We start from the raw sequence: 15,787 nt of genomic DNA, 5'->3' as shown, positions 1-15,787 counted from the left end.
GTGCAGTCACCTGAATTACTACCTGCAAACCAGCACGGCGGGAGGTTGTCGATCATTTTGCAAAGACCTCCAGCAATCGGGGCGCAATTCTATCCAATGGGCGAATTTCAACAGCGGCATCAATCGCCGCCGCCGCTTTGGGCATGCCATACACCGCCGAGCTGAGCTGGTCCTGGGCGATGGTCAAATATCCTTGTTCCCGCATCAACTTGAGGCCCTGGGCCCCGTCGCGCCCCATGCCGGTCAGCAATACGCCGACGGCGTCACCGTTCCAATGGCTGGCGACACTTTCAAAAAACACATCGATCGAAGGCCGGTAGATCTCGTTCACTGGCTCTGCGGTATAGGCTAGCGTGCCATTTTTCAACAAGCGAATATGGTGGTTGGTGCCAGCGAGCAACACCACGCCACTTTGCGGCGGCTCCCCTTCACGGGCCAGGCGCACCGGCAGGCCGGATGCGCTGCTCAACCACTCGGCCATACCGGCGGCGAACACCTGGTCCACGTGCTGGACCAGTACGATGGCGGCGGGAAAATCACGCGGCAACGCCTTCAGCAGCATTTCCAGGGCCGCCGGGCCACCCGCAGACGAGCCAATGGCCACCAGGCTTTGCCGCTTGCCGGTACTGCGCTGCGGGGCGGTTTCAGCGCGCACGCGGCTGCCACGCTGACCGACCAGCCAGCCAATATTGAGGATTTTGCGCAACAACGGCGCCGCCGCATCCCGGGGGTTTCCCACGCCCAGTGCCGGCGTGTCCACCACATCCAGCGCGCCGTGTCCCATGGCTTCAAACACGCGGCTGACATTGGCCTGTCGGTCCACGGTGACGATCACAATCGGGCAAGGCGTGTCGGCCATGATCTGGCGGGTGGCTTCCACACCGTCCATCACCGGCATGATCAGGTCCATCAGGATCAGATCGGGGGTCACCTCAGCGCAACGCTGCACCGCCTCCAAACCATTGCTGGCCACCCACACCACTTGATGGGCCGGTTCGAAGCTCAAGGCGCGACGCAACGCCTCGACGGCCATGGGCATGTCATTGACGATTGCGATCCTCATGCCCGGGCGCCTCCAATCAACTCCACCACCGCGTCGAGCAGGGCGTCGTCATGGAAGCTGGCTTTGGCCAGGTAATAGTCGGCGCCGGCGTCGAGGCCTCGGCGTCGGTCTTCTTCACGATCCTTATAGGAAACCACCATCACCGGCAACGATTGCAGGCGACTGTCACGGCGCAAAAGTGTGACCAATTCGATACCATCCATGCGAGGCATATCAATGTCAGTGATAAGCAGGTCGAAGTCTTCGGAACGCAACGCGTTCCAGCCATCCATGCCATCGACCGCGACCGCCACTTCATAACCGCGATTGAGCAACAACTTGCGCTGCAGCTCACGCACGGTCAGCGAGTCATCCACCACCAGCACCCGCTTGCGCGGTGCCTCGGCGGCCTGCTGGCTGCGCCGGGCGATACGTTCCAGGCGGCCGGTGTTAAGCAACTTGTCTACCGAGCGCAGCATGTCTTCAACATCGACGATCAACACCACCGAGCCGTCGTCGAGCAACGCGCCGGCGGAAATGTCCTGGACCTTGCCCAGGCGATCATCCAGCGGCAACACCACCAGGGTGCGCTCGCCGATAAAGCGCTCCACGGCAATCCCGTACACGGCATCGCGTTCGCGGATCACCACCACTTTCAAGGTATCCGAAGGGGTCTGCCCCGGTGGACGCTGCAACAGCTGACTGGCGGCGACCAGGCCGACGTGCCGGCCCTCGTGCCAGAAATGCTGGCGTCCCTCCAACTGCACAATGTCGTCGGGCGCCAGGTCGCACATGCGCTCGATGTGCGCCAGGGGGAAGGCATAGGCCTCTTCGCCGACTTCCACCACCAGACTGCGCACCACCGACAAGGTCAGCGGCACCTCCAGATGAAAGCGACTGCCCTGCCCTGCCGTCTGCTCCAGCACCACTGCGCCGCGCAGCTGACGCACCATGTGCTGCACCGCATCCAGGCCCACGCCGCGACCGGATACTTCGGTCACCTTGTCGCGCAAGCTGAAACCGGGCAGGAACAGGAACGTCAGCAGTTCCTCCTCGCTCAGGCGCAGCGCGGTTTCCACCGGCGACAAATGCCGGTCGACAATAGTGCCGCGCAGCCGCTCGAGATCGACGCCGTTACCGTCATCACTCAATTCCAGCACCAGCAGGCCGGCCTGGTGCGACGCGCGCAGGCGAATCAAACCTTCCGCCGGTTTGCCCGCCAGCAGCCTTTGCTCGGGCATTTCGATGCCATGGTCGACGGCATTGCGTAGCAAGTGCGTCAGTGGCGCCTCGAGCTTTTCCAGCACGTCGCGGTCAACCTGGGTCTTTTCCCCCTCGATCTCCAGGCGCACTTGCTTACCCAGGCTGCGGCCAAGGTCGCGCACCATGCGCACCTGTCCGGCCAGCACATCGGCAAACGGGCGCATGCGGCAAGCCAGTGCGGTGTCGTAAAGCACCTGGGCCCGTTGGCCGGCCTGCCAGCCGTATTCGTCCAGCTCGGCATTTTTTTCCGCCAGCAGCGCCTGGGCTTCGCTCAACAGGCGGCGGGTATCAGCCAAAGCTTCCTGGGCCTCAAGGTTCAAATCGACGACCTTGAGATGGCCATCCAGGGCGTCCAGGGCACGCAAGCTGTTGCTTTGAATACGTTTGAGGCGCTGCATGCTGGCCAGGTACGGCTTGAGGCGCTGGGTTTCCACCAGCGATTTGCTGGACAAGTCCAACAGGCTGTTCAAGCGCTCGGCCGTGACCCGCAGCACGCGCTCACCGCCCTCGGTCATACGCTTGCCCTGGCGCGGCGGCTCGCTCATCACGGCAGGCGCTGGCTCAGGCTCCGGCGGCAGTGCTTCGATCGGCGGCGCCGGTGCTGGCTCGGGTTTCGGCGCGACCATGGCGGTGGGTTGCGACGGGTCGAGCAAGCGCTCCATCAGCGCCACATAGGCTTCGATATCCGCCGCCCCAACGTTATTGCCCGGGGTGGCGATACGCATCAGCAAGTCCGTGCCCTGCAGCAGCGCATCGATATGCTCGGGCTGCAGGTACAACCGGCCCTCCTGGGCGCTGACCAGGCAATCCTCCATGACATGGGCCACGCTGACGCCAGCATCCACGCCAACAATCCGCGCCGCGCCCTTGAGCGAATGCGCGGCGCGCATGCAGGCCTCGAGCTGGTCGGCCTGGGTCGGGTTGCGCTCCAGGGCCAGCAAACCTGCGCTCAATACCTGGGTTTGCGCATCGGCTTCCAGGCTGAACAGTTCCAACAGCGAGGCATCGCGCATCTGGTCGGGGGTCATGCGAGGCTCCGGGTCACGGCGGACAGCAATTGGGCCTCGTCCAACCAACGCAGGCTGCGGCCTTTCCACTGCAAGACGCCTTGAGTGAAGCGCGCGCTGGCCTGGGTACCGGAGGCCGACGCGGCGCTCAAGGTGCGCTCATCGATGGCATGGATGCCATCCACTTCGTCCACCGGCACGACCACCGGGCCGTCCTGCGCGGCGATGATCAGCATGCGCGGCATGATGCGCCCGCCCGTGGCGCCGGGCCCGCTGCTGTCCAGCCCGAGCAACTCCACCAACGACAGGCAGGCCACCAATGCCCCGCGTACGTTGGCCACCCCCAGCAATGCCCGGGAGCGCTGGTGCGGCAACGAGTGAATCGGTTGCAATGGCGCCACTTCCACCAGGCAACGGGTGGCGATGCCAAGCCACTCTTCACCGAGGCGAAACATCAGCAGGGAGCGGGTGGCCACCTGGTTGTCGACTGCTTCAGCCGCCTGGGCACGCTGGTCGTCCTGCTGCAGCGCATAGCGGTCGAGCAGGCGCGTGGCGGCGGCGGAATACACCGAGCAGTTACGGCAATGAATGTGGTCCGCCAGCAGCGGGCAGGATTTGTTGCCATGAATGCCGATACGGTTCCAGCAGTCGTCGATGGCTTGGGTTTCGGCCAGGGTCAGGTCCAGGCCCGAGGTGTCGAGCGCGTCAGGGCTAGTCATCGTTTGAACTCACTGTCAGCTCGCTCGCTACGCGCGGCGCGCGCCTGTAAACGGCGCGCCCCGGCACTGTCGCCCTGGGACTCAAGCAACGCGGCCAGGTGCATCAAGGCCTGCGGGTGCTGCGGTTCCAGGTACAAGGCTTTGCGGTAATAACTCTGGGCTTCTTGGGCGCTGCCGGCTACATCGCTGAGCAAGCCCAGCCAATAGAACACCGATGCCGCCGGCGGATGGCTGCTCAAATAGCGCTCGCAGGCGGCACGGGCTTGCTCACTCTTGCCTTCATTGGCCAGGGTGGCGATCTGGTCGAGCAACTCGCTGGCCTGGGTAGGCGGCGCCATGACCGGCGCCGGCCGGACGTTGAGCGTACTGAACGGGCGCGGCTTGAGCGCTACCGGCGCCGAACTGCGCTGCGGCCTGGGGGCCGGCGTCGGCACAAACACCGGGGCGGGGGCGACCGGCTCCACATGCCGACTGAATGCAAAGGACTGCGGCACACCGATCGAGCGCATGCCGTGGCGCCCCAGCAGACCGCCTTCGGCCGGGCCGATAAACAGCACGCCGTCGACGTGGGTCAGTTCCTTGAGCACATCGAAGACTTGTTTCTGGGTGGGCTGGTCGAAGTAGATCAGCAGGTTGCGACAAAATACGAAGTCGTAGGCGGGCTCGTTGGCCAGCAGGGCCGGGTCGAGCAGGTTGCCGACTTGCAGGCGCACCTGCTCACGCACCCGGTCATTGATGCGGTAAGCACCGCCGTCCTCAGTGAAATGACGGCCGCGAAACTCGATATCGGCACCGCGAAACGAATTCTTGCCGTACACGCCGCGGCGGGCACGTTCCACAGACAGCGGGCTGACGTCCATTCCCTGCACTTTGAACTGGTGCGGCGCCAGCCCCGCGTCGAGCAAGGCCATGGCAATCGAATAGGGTTCTTCGCCGGTGGAGCACGGCAAGCTCAGAATGCGCAAGGCACGCATCTGCTTGATCTCGGCCAATCGCGCGTGCGCCAGGCGGGCCAGGGTGGCGAAGGACTCGGGATAGCGGAAAAACCAGGTTTCGGGAACGATCACTGCTTCGATCAGCGCCTGCTGCTCGTCATGGGAGCTGTGCAAGAGCTGCCAGTAGGCATCCGCCGTCTGCGCCTGGGACAACTGGCAACGCTGGCGCACCGCGCGCTCGATGATTGCCTCGCCCACCGAGGCGACGTCCAGGCCGATGCGTTCCTTCAGGAAGGCCGAGAAGCGCGGATCACTGCTCATAGGCTCAACTCGTTGGAAAACAGCAAGGCGCGCACCTCATCGGTCAACAGTTCGGCCACGCCAATCCATTGCATCAAGCCCAGCGCATCTTCGCGCACCGGCCCCAGGTAGGGCGCCTGGCGGTTATCCAGGCCATAAGGCTGGAATTCGGCGGGGTCGCAACGCAGGGTGTCGGTGGCCTGTTCCAGGATCAGCCCCAGCCAACGCGGATCGCTCCAGGGCTGTGGCTGATAATTGACCAGCACCAGCCGCGTGCTGGTGCGGGCCTGGGCCGCGGCGCCGAATGTCAGGGCGCTCAGGTCGATGACCGGCACCAGCGCGCCGCGATGGGCAAAGATGCCCGCCACCCACACGGGGGCATGGGCGATGGGTTTGAGCGGCAGGCGCGGCAGCACTTCGACCACTTCCGTGGCCTTCAGGGCAAAGCGTTCACTGGCGATGTGGAACACCAGGAACAGCGCCTTTTTCGCTGGCGGGGCGGCGCCGCGTTTAACCGCAAGCTCGCTCATCAGACTTTGAAACGCGACACGCCGCTGCGCAGACCCACCGCAACCTGGCTCAGTTCATCGATGGCAAAGCTGGCCTGGCGCAGGGACTCCACGGTCTGGCTGCTGGCATCCCCTAGTTGCACCAACGCGTGATTGATCTGCTCGGCGCCAGTGGCCTGGGCCTGCATGCCTTCATTGACCATCAGCACCCGCGGCGCGAGGGCCTGCACCTGATGGATGATTTGCGAGAGCTGCTCGCCCACTTGCTGCACCTCGAACATGCCTCGGCGCACTTCTTCGGAGAACTTGTCCATGCCCATCACGCCCGCCGACACCGCTGACTGGATCTCACGCACCATCTGCTCGATGTCGTAGGTCGCCACGGCGGTCTGGTCGGCCAGGCGGCGTACTTCGGTGGCGACCACGGCAAAACCGCGCCCGTATTCACCGGCCTTCTCGGCCTCAATGGCAGCGTTGAGGGACAGCAGGTTGGTCTGGTCAGCCACCTTGACGATGGTCACCACCACCTGGTTGATGTTGCCGGCCTTTTCATTAAGGATCGCCAGCTTGGCGTTGACAAGGTCGGCCGCGCCCATGACCGAATGCATGGTTTCTTCCATGCGCGCCAGGCCCTGCTGGCCGGAACCGGCGGCGACCGAGGCCTGGTCGGCGGCGGTGGACACTTCGGTCATGGTGCGCACCAGGTCCTTGGAGGTCGCGGCAATTTCACGGGACGTGGCGCCGATTTCGGTGGTGGTGGCCGCCGTTTCGGTCGCGGTGGCCTGTTGCTGCTTGGAGGTGGCGGCAATCTCGGTCACCGACGTCGTGACCTGCACCGACGAGCGCTGCGCCTGGGACACCAGGGCGGTCAGCTCGGTCATCATGTCGTTGAAGCCGGTTTCGACCGCGTTGAATTCATCCTTGCGCTCCAGGTTCAGGCGCTTGCTCAGGTCGCCGGTGCGCATGGTTTCGAGGATGTCGACGATGCGCTTCATCGGCGCCATGATCGCGCGCATCAACAGCAGGCCACACAGCGCAGCGGCAATAATCGCCAGCAGCAGCGAGACGCCCATGCTGATCTTTGCCGCCTCGACGGCATTGTCGATGGCCGCAGTGGCGTCGTCGGCGACCTGTTTGTTTTCGCGGATAATGTCATTGAGCTTGGTGCGGCCTGCGACCCAGACGGGGGTCAACTGCTCGTTGAACAACCTGAGTGCCTCGGCGGCATTGTTGCTCTGCTGCGCCTCAAGCACTTTGGCGAGGGCCTGGTTATAGCTCTGGTGCATCTTTTCGAAGGCATCGTATTGGGTACGGTCCTGCCCCAGACTGACCGTCTTGGTGTAGCTCACCATGTATTGCTCGAGGCGCTCCTCGAACGCCTTGTAGTCCTGTTTGTCGTCGTCGGAAATGCCCTGATTCCGGTGAATCCCGACCAACTCCTGGGTTTGCAGGTAGCTGTCGACCCAGGCGCTGCGAATCATCGAGCTGAAAAATACGCCAGGCACGGCGTCGTCCCGGACCAGGATCTCGCTGGTTTCGATTTTCAACAGGCGCGAATACGAGAGCACGACCATCAGCAGCATGATCGCGATAATTACCGCAAAGCTCGCCAAAATCCGTTGGCGCAGGGTCCAGTTCTTCACAGTAATTCCTCGCAGGGCCGTTCAAATGGAGGGGAGTATAGCTGAGCGGATGCCCGCGTTTATCAACGCTTTTGAGGCGTGCACACAAAGTCCCCCCGTGGGCCTGCGAAAGTATAAACAGTAACCTGTGAGGATCGTCCCCACGCTCTGCATGGGAATGGCTCTTGGGACGCTCCGCTTCCCGCCACTAAGGCTGCAGGTTCGGGGCATTGCGAATAGGTGACGCAGAGCTTCACGGACTGCATTCCCACGCGGGAGCGTGGGAACGATCTTGTCACGTGCCAGAACGGGTCATGTGTTCAGGCGCACCTGCTTCTCCAGCTCTGCCTTCAAACCCGGCTCCAGTTTGAGTTGGCGCGCCAGTTCGTCCAGGTAGGCCTTCTCCATGAAGTTTTCCTCGTCCACCAGCATCACGCTGGCGATGTACATCTCGGCGGCCATTTCCGGCGTGCTGGCAGCGCGGGCTACGTCAGTGGGGTCCAGGGGTTTGTTCAATTCGGCGTGCAGCCAGGTTTGCAGTTCGCGGTCGTTGTCGAGTTTGGTGAACTCGCCTTCGATCAACGCGCGCTCACGCTCATCCACATGCCCGTCGGCCTTGGCGGCAGCGACCAGTGCCTTGAGAATGCCCTGGCTGTGTTGCTCGACCTGGGCTGGCGGCAGGCGGTCGATGGTTTGTGGTTCGCCTTGGGGCGCACTGGCCTGTTGCGCCTGCCAATTGCCATAGGCTTTGTAGGCAATCACCCCCAGGGCGGCCAGGCCTCCGTAGGTCAGGGCCTTGCCGCCGAATTTTCGCGCTTTTTTATTGCCCAGCAGCAAACCCATGGCGCCCGCCGCCAGCGCACCACCGCCTGCGCCACCAAGCAAACTGCCAAGCCCACCGCCGCCAAGCAGCCCGCCGAGCGCACCTTTGTCGGCCGATGGGCGTTGGCCGCCAGCCTTGTTCTGCAACATGTCCTGACCAGACTTGAGCAACTGATCGAGCAATCCACGGGTGTTCATTCACAACCTCCAGATACTTGGGTTCGTAGGACCAATAGGCCCCCAGCGTAAAACTAAGTGCCAAAAGGCCCTCATCTAGAGTGCTTCCAGATGTAACGCCCTACCCTGCACCTGAAATGTCTTGTTGCAGTGCGACGCCATCATCCCGCCATCAATGATTTTTCCTTCATCATCGAACCGCTTAAGCTATCCGGCGTCTGTTAGTTGTCCGTTGCGTTTGGCCGAAGGCATGTCCGAACCGTTATTTCTGATCCATTACGTGCCAGGAACGGCGCGGGATTTGCTCACGACAGGTTGTCTCTATGCATCGCAGGAATTTGCTCAAAGCATCCATGGCCATTGCGGCTTACACAGGTTTGTCGGCCAGTGGCCTGCTGGCCGCGCAGGCCTGGGCCGGGAACCGTGCCGCCGATGGCAAGGCCGTGGCGTTCGATTTCGAAGCGCTCAAAGCCCAGGCCAAGCAGCTCGCCGGCACCGCGTACAAAGACACCAAACAGGTGCTGCCGCCGACCCTGGCGACCATGACCCCGCAAAATTTCAACGCCATTGGCTATGACGGCAACCACTCGCTGTGGAAAGAGCTGAAGGGCCAATTGGACGTTCAGTTCTTCCACGTGGGCATGGGTTTCAAGACGCCGGTGCGCATGCACAGCGTCGATCCCAAGACCCGCGAGGCCCGCGAAGTGCATTTTCGCCCTTCGCTGTTCAACTATGAAAAAACCACGGTCGACACCAAACAGCTGACCGGCGATCTGGGTTTTTCCGGATTCAAACTGTTCAAGGCGCCCGAACTGGACCGTCATGACGTGTTGTCGTTTCTGGGTGCCAGCTACTTCCGTGCCGTGGATGCCACCGGCCAGTACGGCCTGTCCGCGCGCGGCCTGGCGATTGATACCTACGCGAAAAAACGTGAAGAGTTTCCTGACTTCACGCAGTTCTGGTTCGAAACCCCGGACAAGGACGCCACCCACTTCGTGGTCTACGCCCTGCTCGACTCGCCCAGCGCAACCGGCGCCTACCGCTTTGACATCGACTGCCAGGCCAATCAAGTGGTGATGGCCATCGACGCGCACATCAATGCGCGCACCGCCATCGAACAATTGGGTATTGCGCCGATGACCAGCATGTTCAGTTGCGGTACCCACGAACGCCGCATGTGCGACACCATTCACCCTCAAATCCACGACTCGGACCGACTGGCCATGTGGCGCGGTAACGGCGAGTGGATCTGCCGCCCGCTGAACAACCCGGCCAAGCTGCAATTCAACGCTTTTGCCGACACCAACCCCAAGGGTTTTGGCCTGGTGCAGACCGACCATGAGTTCGCCAGCTACCAGGACACCGTGGACTGGTACAGCAAGCGCCCAAGCCTGTGGGTAGAACCCACCACCGCCTGGGGCGAAGGTTCGATCGACCTGCTGGAAATCCCGACCACCGGCGAAACCCTGGATAACATCGTGGCCTTCTGGACCCCGAAAAAACCCGTGGCGGCCGGTGATTCGCTCAATTACGGCTACAAACTCTACTGGAGCGCCCTGCCGCCGGTGAGCACACCGCTGGCCCAGGTCGACGCGACCCGCTCAGGCATGGGGGGATTTACCGAAGGTTGGGCGCCCGGCGAGCATTACCCAGAGGTATGGGCGCGTCGCTTTGCCGTGGACTTCAAGGGCGGCGGCCTGGACCGTTTGCCAGCCGGCACGGGCATCGAGCCGGTGGTCACCTGCTCCCACGGCGAGGTCAAGGATTTCAGCGTGCTGGTGCTCGATAACATCAAGGGCTATCGCATTCTGTTCGACTGGTACCCCACCAGCGACAGCGTCGAGCCGGTGGAGCTGCGCCTGTTTATCCGTACCCAGGACCGCACCTTGAGTGAAACCTGGCTGTATCAGTACTTCCCGCCCGCGCCGGACAAGCGCAAGTACACCTGACACCCTGCCAGTCAGCTAGAAGCAGCAACAGCGGGCAATCATCTGTGGCGAGGGAGCTTGCTCCCGCTGGACTGCGCAGCAGTCCCATTGTTTGGGGCCGCTTCGCGGCCCAGCGGGAGCAAGCTCCCTCGCCACAGTTAGCCCGCTTCGTCATTCAGAACCGTGACACGGTTTTCATCGCCCCAATCAGATAACGCATCGCAACCTGATCGCTCTCGGTCAGGGCGCGATATTGCGCCAGCAGTTCGGCTTCATCCGAACTCAACCTGCCGCCACGCAAGGACATCCTGCGGGTCAGAAAAGACACCACCACACCCGCTACACCATAGGACTTGGCCATGGACTGCTTCTCCTGAAATGGATCCCAATACTCCTGCTGCCCATTACCCGCCTGCCGTGAAGCGTAAAGCTCCATGGGCGAACCGACTGACTTCCCGGGCCGGAAGTCAGGCTTACCTTGAAGCGTAGAAACAATCTGGTTACGTGTGGGATTTTTTTAGAGTATTCACTTAAATAATTACTTGGGTAATAAATACCTACAGTCGATTCCCATACGCATGCCGATAAACAGGCCGGACTCGTCACTCGGCGCAAAAAAAACCCACCGTCTCAGGGTGGGTTTCTGTAGGAATAGGCGAAGGGGTCAATCCCTGAGATCGGACTCATGAATCGGCTGGTCGCGGTGCGTAGCCCGCTGATATTGCGCCGGCCAGGTCGCCTTGCGCCCGCCCAGGTCATCGTCGGCGTGCAGCGGCCAGTAAGGGTCGCGCAACAGCTCGCGGGCGAGGAAGATGATATCGGCCTGACAGGTGCGCAGGATATGTTCGGCCTGGGCCGGTTCGGTGATCATGCCGACCGTGCCCGTGGCGATACCCGACTCTTTGCGCACACGCTCGGCAAAGCGCGTCTGGTAGCCGGGGCCGGTGGGGATTTCGGCGTTGGCGGCGGTGCCACCGGAGGACACGTCGATCAGGTCCACGCCGAGATCTTTCAGGCGGCGCGCCAGTTCGACGGTCTCATCCGGGTTCCAGCCGTCTTCCACCCAGTCGGTGGCTGATACGCGCACAAACAGCGGCAGGTCCTGGGGCCAGACCTCGCGTACCGCGCGGGTCACTTCCAGGACCAGGCGGATGCGGTTTTCGAAGGAGCCGCCATACTGGTCCTGACGCTGGTTGCTGATGGGCGACAGGAACTGATGCAGCAGGTAGCCGTGGGCGGCATGAATCTCCACCACTTCAAAGCCGGCCGTCAAGGCACGCTTGGCAGCGGCGACAAAATTGGCGATCACTTGCTGGATCTGCCCTTCGTCCAGCGGTTTGGGTTGGGTGTGCTGCGGGTCGAATGCGATGGGCGATGGGCCTACCGGCACCCAGCCGCCGTCTTGTGGCTTGACGCTGCCATGCTTGCCGATCCATGGCCGGTAAGTGCTGGCCTTGCGTCCGGCGTGCGCCAACTGGATACCGGCCACCGCGCCTTGCGCCGCAATGAAACGGGTAATGCGTTGCAACGGTTCGATCTGTTCGTCCTTCCACAGCCCGAGGTCCTGGGCAGTGATACGGCCATCGGCGGTCACGGCGGTGGCTTCGGTAAAAATCAACCCGGCGCCACCGACGGCGCGGCTGCCCAGATGCACCAGATGCCAGTCATTGGCCAGGCCATCCTCGCTTGAGTATTGGCACATCGGTGATACCGCGATGCGGTTGAGCAGGGTGAGTTGACGCAGGGTATAGGGTTCGAGCAGCTGACTCATGGCGCACCTCTTCGGGTTCTGTGGGCAAGCTCCAAGGCTCTCTTTCATGGTGCTTAGAGCCTAGTCGACAACAACCGATTGCACAGGGTTCAGAAGTGAACCGGGAGCCGATTGCCGGCTCCCGCAGTGCAGCGCCTTACATTTCGACCTGGGTGCCCAGCTCGATCACCCGGTTGACCGGGAGTTTGAAGAAGCGCAGGTTGCCGTTGGCGTTTTTCAACATGAAGGCGAACAACGCTTCGCGCCAACGGGCCATGCCTTTGATGCGCGAAGCGATCACGGTTTCACGGCTGAGGAAGTAGGTGGTGCGCATCGGGCTGAAATCCAGTTCATCCAGGTGGCACAGCTTCAGCGCCTCGGGCACATCCGGCTCATCGGTAAAGCCGAAGTGCAGGATCACGCGAAAGAACCCCTCGCCATAGGCATCCACTTCGAAACGCCGCGTCGCGGGCACACGCGGGATGTCTTCGTAGACCACCGTCAGCAGCACCACTTGCTCGTGCAGCACCTGGTTATGCAGCAGGTTGTGCAACAGCGCATGGGGCACGGCGTCGGGCCGCGCGGTGAGGAACACCGCCGTGCCCTGTACGCGATGGGGCGGCTGCACGCGGATACTGCTGATAAATATCGGCAGCGGCAGGCCGCCTTCGTCGAGGCGCTCGACGAGCAATTGCTTGCCGCGCTTCCAGGTGGTCATCAGCACGAACAGCACGATACCGGCCAATACCGGGAAGGCACCGCCCTGGATGATTTTCGGCACGTTGGCGGCAAAGTACAGCCCATCCACCAACAGGCAGCAGAGCAACACCGGTACCGCCAGGATCGGTGGCCATTTCCACAGCAGCAGCATCACCGCCGACACCAGGATGGTGGTCATCAGCATGGTGCCGGTCACCGCCACGCCATAGGCTGAGGCCAGCGCACCGGAGGATTCGAAGCCCAGCACCAGCAGAATCACACCGACCATCAGCGACCAGTTCACCGCGCCAATGTAGATCTGGCCCTGTTCGGCGCTGGAGGTGTGTTGGATGTGCATGCGTGGGATATAACCCAGCTGGATCGCCTGGCGCGTCAACGAGAACGCACCGGAAATCACCGCCTGGGAGGCGATCACCGTGGCCAGGGTCGACAGCACCACCAGGGGGATCAGCGCCCAGCTCGGCGCCAGCAGGTAGAACGGGTTGCGAGCCGCTTCCGGATCGCCCAGCAACATGGCGCCCTGACCGAAATAGTTGAGCACCAGCGCCGGCAACACCAGGATGAACCAGGCGCGGGCGATGGGTTTGCGGCCGAAGTGGCCCATGTCGGCGTACAGCGCTTCGGCACCGGTCAGTGCCAGCACCACCGCGCCGAGGATGGCCACGCCGATGCCGGGGTGAGCCTCGAAGAAGCGCACCGCCCACATCGGGTTCAACGCGCTGAGCACTTCGGGGTGCAAGGTGATGCCATACACGCCCAGGCCACCCAGCACCAGAAACCAGGTGACCATTACCGGCCCGAACAGCTTGCCGATACGGTCGGTGCCGTGTTTCTGGATCAGGAACAGCGCCACCAGCACCACCAGCGCCATGGGCACGACCCATTTTTCCAGGCCGTCGAATGCCAGCTCCAGGCCTTCGATTGCCGACAACACGGAGATCGCCGGAGTGATCATGCTGTCGCCGTAAAACAGCGCCGCGCCGCACAGGCCGCACACCACCAGAAAGCTGCGCAATTTCCTGCGCGTGCCTGCCGCCCGGCGTGCCAGGGCGGTCAACGCCATGATGCCGCCCTCGCCCTGGTTATCGGCGCGCAGCACGAACAGCATGTATTTGATCGATACGACCCAGATCAGCGACCAGAAGATCAGCGCCAGGATCCCCAATACGCCGTCATGGTTGACCTGCACTCCATAACCGCCGTTGAACACCTCTTTAAGGGTGTAAAGCGGGCTGGTGCCGATATCGCCATACACCACCCCGACAGCTGCTACCAGCATGCCAATCGGTTTAGCGTTCGAATGCTCGGCACCCGCTGCCTGACTGCTTGCCTGACCCATCAACCACTCCTGCCTTTTGACCTGAGGTCTCTTATAAACAACGTGCTCAAACTGACCCTAGCATGCGCTGTTTTACTTCTCGTAACAGACGTTTTGTTGACGTTAGGTTTTTACTTACGCGCAACGGCGCGAAGCATAGCGCAGCACTCGTCGCATTTCCCTGCATAAAGCTGGTCAAGCGCGTTGCCCGCCGCTAGAATTGCGCACTTTTTGATCAGAGGCGCACCGAGCGCCCGTCCGCTGCCTGCCCTTCACGGTGGCGGCGTCATTCAATACCGAGGTTAGACATGTCCACCACCATCGCAAAAGCCAACCCCAAGGTTGGCTTTGTTTCCCTGGGTTGCCCGAAGGCTCTGGTCGACTCCGAGCGCATTCTCACGCAACTGCGCATGGAAGGATATGACGTCGTGTCCACTTACCAGGACGCGGACGTGGTGGTGGTCAACACCTGTGGCTTCATCGACTCGGCCAAGGCTGAGTCCCTGGAAGTGATCGGCGAAGCCATCAAGGAAAACGGCAAGGTCATCGTGACCGGCTGCATGGGCGTGGAAGAAGGCAATATCCGCAACGTGCACCCCAGCGTGCTTGCCGTGACCGGCCCGCAGCAGTACGAGCAAGTGGTCAACGCGGTGCACGACGTGGTGCCGCCACGTCAGGACCACAACCCGCTGATCGACCTGGTGCCGCCGCAAGGCATCAAGCTGACGCCGCGCCACTACGCCTACCTGAAGATTTCCGAAGGCTGCAACCACAGCTGCAGCTTCTGCATCATCCCGTCGATGCGCGGCAAGCTGGTCAGCCGCCCGGTCGGCGACGTGCTGGACGAAGCCCAGCGCCTGGTCAAATCCGGCGTGAAAGAGCTGCTGGTGATTTCCCAGGACACCAGCGCCTATGGCGTCGACGTTAAATATCGCACCGGCTTCTGGAATGGCGCGCCGGTGAAAACCCGCATGACCGAGCTCTGCGAAGCGCTCAGCAGCCTGGGTGTGTGGGTGCGCCTGCACTATGTTTACCCGTACCCGCACGTAGACGAGCTGATCCCGCTGATGGCCGCCGGCAAGATCCTGCCGTACCTGGACATCCCGTTCCAGCACGCCAGCCCGAAAGTGCTCAAGGCCATGAAACGCCCGGCCTTCGAAGACAAGACCCTGGCGCGCATCAAGAACTGGCGCGAAATCTGCCCGGAACTGATCATCCGCTCGACCTTCATCGTCGGCTTCCCCGGCGAAACCGAGGAAGACTTCCAGTACCTGCTGGACTGGCTGACCGAGGCCCAGCTGGACCGCGTCGGCTGCTTCCAGTACTCGCCGGTGGAAGGTGCTCCGGCCAACCTGCTGGACCTGGCCGTGGTGCCGGATGACGTCAAGCAGGACCGTTGGGAGCGTTTCATGGCGCACCAGCAGGCCATCAGCTCGGCACGCCTGCAACTGCGCATCGGCAAGGAAATCGAAGTGCTGATCGACGAAGTCGACGAACAAGGCGCCGTTGGCCGTTGCTTCTTCGATGCGCCGGAAATCGACGGTAACGTGTTTATCGACGATGCCAGTGGTTTGAAGCCGGGCGACAAGGTGTGGTGCACCGTCACCGATGCCGACGAGTACGACTTGTGGGCTGAAAAGCGCGACTGATTGCCGATAACGTAAAAAGCCCTGCA

At 62.2% G+C, this 15,787-nt stretch carries 12 protein-coding genes and 1 pseudogene; 2 read left to right on the top strand and 11 right to left on the bottom strand.

Annotation, left to right across the window (positions count from 1 at the left end; translation table 11 throughout):
* Window positions 1–52: 52 nt before the first annotated feature.
* The 7 genes from SC318_RS06275 to SC318_RS06245 all read right to left on the bottom strand — a co-directional run bounded on the left by SC318_RS06275 (window position 53) and on the right by SC318_RS06245 (window position 8,417).
* The gene (locus SC318_RS06275; RefSeq protein ID WP_320430079.1) at window positions 53–1,063 is read right to left on the bottom strand and encodes a chemotaxis response regulator protein-glutamate methylesterase; all 1,011 of its coding nucleotides are present in this window, start codon (window positions 1,061–1,063) and stop codon (window positions 53–55) included.
* Window positions 1,060–3,333, bottom strand: coding sequence for a hybrid sensor histidine kinase/response regulator (locus SC318_RS06270; protein ID WP_320430078.1), 2,274 nt, complete (start codon window positions 3,331–3,333; stop codon window positions 1,060–1,062). The genes SC318_RS06275 and SC318_RS06270 overlap by 4 nt, the downstream gene beginning before the upstream one ends.
* Window positions 3,330–4,031: a chemotaxis protein CheW gene (locus SC318_RS06265; protein WP_320430077.1), complete on the bottom strand. Its 702-nt coding sequence runs from the start codon at window positions 4,029–4,031 to the stop codon at window positions 3,330–3,332. Before SC318_RS06265 ends, SC318_RS06270 begins: the two co-directional genes overlap by 4 nt.
* The gene (locus SC318_RS06260) at window positions 4,028–5,287 is read right to left on the bottom strand and encodes a CheR family methyltransferase (RefSeq protein ID WP_320430076.1); all 1,260 of its coding nucleotides are present in this window, start codon (window positions 5,285–5,287) and stop codon (window positions 4,028–4,030) included. The genes SC318_RS06265 and SC318_RS06260 overlap by 4 nt, the downstream gene beginning before the upstream one ends.
* Window positions 5,284–5,796, bottom strand: a complete 513-nt coding sequence (locus tag SC318_RS06255) for a chemotaxis protein CheW (protein ID WP_320430075.1) — start codon at window positions 5,794–5,796, stop codon at window positions 5,284–5,286. Before SC318_RS06255 ends, SC318_RS06260 begins: the two co-directional genes overlap by 4 nt.
* The gene (locus SC318_RS06250) at window positions 5,796–7,418 is read right to left on the bottom strand and encodes a methyl-accepting chemotaxis protein (RefSeq protein WP_320430074.1); all 1,623 of its coding nucleotides are present in this window, start codon (window positions 7,416–7,418) and stop codon (window positions 5,796–5,798) included. Before SC318_RS06250 ends, SC318_RS06255 begins: the two co-directional genes overlap by 1 nt.
* Before the next feature lie 291 nt (window positions 7,419–7,709).
* Entirely contained in the window at window positions 7,710–8,417 is a 708-nt protein-coding gene (locus SC318_RS06245; RefSeq protein WP_320430073.1) for a tellurite resistance TerB family protein, read from the bottom strand.
* A 302-nt stretch (window positions 8,418–8,719) separates the two neighbouring features.
* On the opposite strand from SC318_RS06245, the gene SC318_RS06240 reads away from it, so the two are divergent.
* On the top strand, window positions 8,720–10,345 hold the full coding sequence (locus SC318_RS06240) for a glucan biosynthesis protein D (protein WP_320430072.1): 1,626 nt from the start codon (window positions 8,720–8,722) through the stop codon (window positions 10,343–10,345).
* Window positions 10,346–10,386: 41 nt separating this feature from the next.
* Here SC318_RS06240 and SC318_RS26980 read toward each other — a convergent pair.
* The 4 genes and pseudogenes from SC318_RS26980 to SC318_RS06225 all read right to left on the bottom strand — a co-directional run.
* Window positions 10,387–10,482 (bottom strand): annotated as a pseudogene (locus SC318_RS26980) (N-acetyltransferase); the annotation flags it as partial.
* A gap of 17 nt (window positions 10,483–10,499) precedes the next feature.
* A complete protein-coding gene (locus SC318_RS06235; protein ID WP_320430071.1) occupies window positions 10,500–10,685 on the bottom strand; it encodes a hypothetical protein in 186 nt (61 codons plus the stop codon).
* A gap of 303 nt (window positions 10,686–10,988) precedes the next feature.
* The gene (locus SC318_RS06230) at window positions 10,989–12,095 is read right to left on the bottom strand and encodes an NADH:flavin oxidoreductase/NADH oxidase (RefSeq protein ID WP_320430070.1); all 1,107 of its coding nucleotides are present in this window, start codon (window positions 12,093–12,095) and stop codon (window positions 10,989–10,991) included.
* Window positions 12,096–12,231: 136 nt separating this feature from the next.
* Window positions 12,232–14,133 (bottom strand): potassium transporter Kup, encoded by a 1,902-nt coding sequence (locus SC318_RS06225; protein WP_320430069.1) that lies wholly within the window; start codon window positions 14,131–14,133, stop codon window positions 12,232–12,234.
* Window positions 14,134–14,420: 287 nt separating this feature from the next.
* Between SC318_RS06225 and rimO the strand changes: the two genes are divergently transcribed.
* Window positions 14,421–15,761 carry a 30S ribosomal protein S12 methylthiotransferase RimO gene (gene rimO, locus SC318_RS06220; RefSeq protein ID WP_005785474.1) on the top strand — a complete coding sequence of 447 codons (1,341 nt, stop codon included), beginning with the start codon at window positions 14,421–14,423 and terminating at the stop codon, window positions 15,759–15,761.
* Window positions 15,762–15,787: the final 26 nt, after the last annotated feature.

The sequence above is a fragment of the Pseudomonas sp. MUP55 genome (assembly GCF_034043515.1).
Taxonomy (GTDB): Bacteria; Pseudomonadota; Gammaproteobacteria; order Pseudomonadales; family Pseudomonadaceae; genus Aquipseudomonas.
Note: the sequence above shows the minus strand (reverse complement) of the source record. Positions and strands in the feature narration are given on the sequence as shown.

Excerpts from the sequence above, each read along its gene's own strand:
- SC318_RS06265 (WP_320430077.1), bottom strand. The coding sequence starts at position 4,031 with ATGACTAGCCCTGACGCGCTCGACACCTCGGGCCTGGACCTGACCCTG.
- SC318_RS06245 (WP_320430073.1), bottom strand. The coding sequence starts at position 8,417 with ATGAACACCCGTGGATTGCTCGATCAGTTGCTCAAGTCTGGTCAGGAC.
- rimO (WP_005785474.1), top strand. The coding sequence starts at position 14,421 with ATGTCCACCACCATCGCAAAAGCCAACCCCAAGGTTGGCTTTGTTTCC.
- SC318_RS06255 (WP_320430075.1), bottom strand. The coding sequence starts at position 5,796 with ATGAGCGAGCTTGCGGTTAAACGCGGCGCCGCCCCGCCAGCGAAAAAG.
- SC318_RS06270 (WP_320430078.1), bottom strand. The coding sequence starts at position 3,333 with ATGACCCCCGACCAGATGCGCGATGCCTCGCTGTTGGAACTGTTCAGC.
- SC318_RS06225 (WP_320430069.1), bottom strand. The coding sequence starts at position 14,133 with ATGGGTCAGGCAAGCAGTCAGGCAGCGGGTGCCGAGCATTCGAACGCT.
- SC318_RS06275 (WP_320430079.1), bottom strand. The coding sequence starts at position 1,063 with ATGAGGATCGCAATCGTCAATGACATGCCCATGGCCGTCGAGGCGTTG.
- SC318_RS06235 (WP_320430071.1), bottom strand. The coding sequence starts at position 10,685 with ATGGCCAAGTCCTATGGTGTAGCGGGTGTGGTGGTGTCTTTTCTGACC.
- SC318_RS06230 (WP_320430070.1), bottom strand. The coding sequence starts at position 12,095 with ATGAGTCAGCTGCTCGAACCCTATACCCTGCGTCAACTCACCCTGCTC.
- SC318_RS06260 (WP_320430076.1), bottom strand. The coding sequence starts at position 5,287 with ATGAGCAGTGATCCGCGCTTCTCGGCCTTCCTGAAGGAACGCATCGGC.
- SC318_RS06240 (WP_320430072.1), top strand. The coding sequence starts at position 8,720 with ATGCATCGCAGGAATTTGCTCAAAGCATCCATGGCCATTGCGGCTTAC.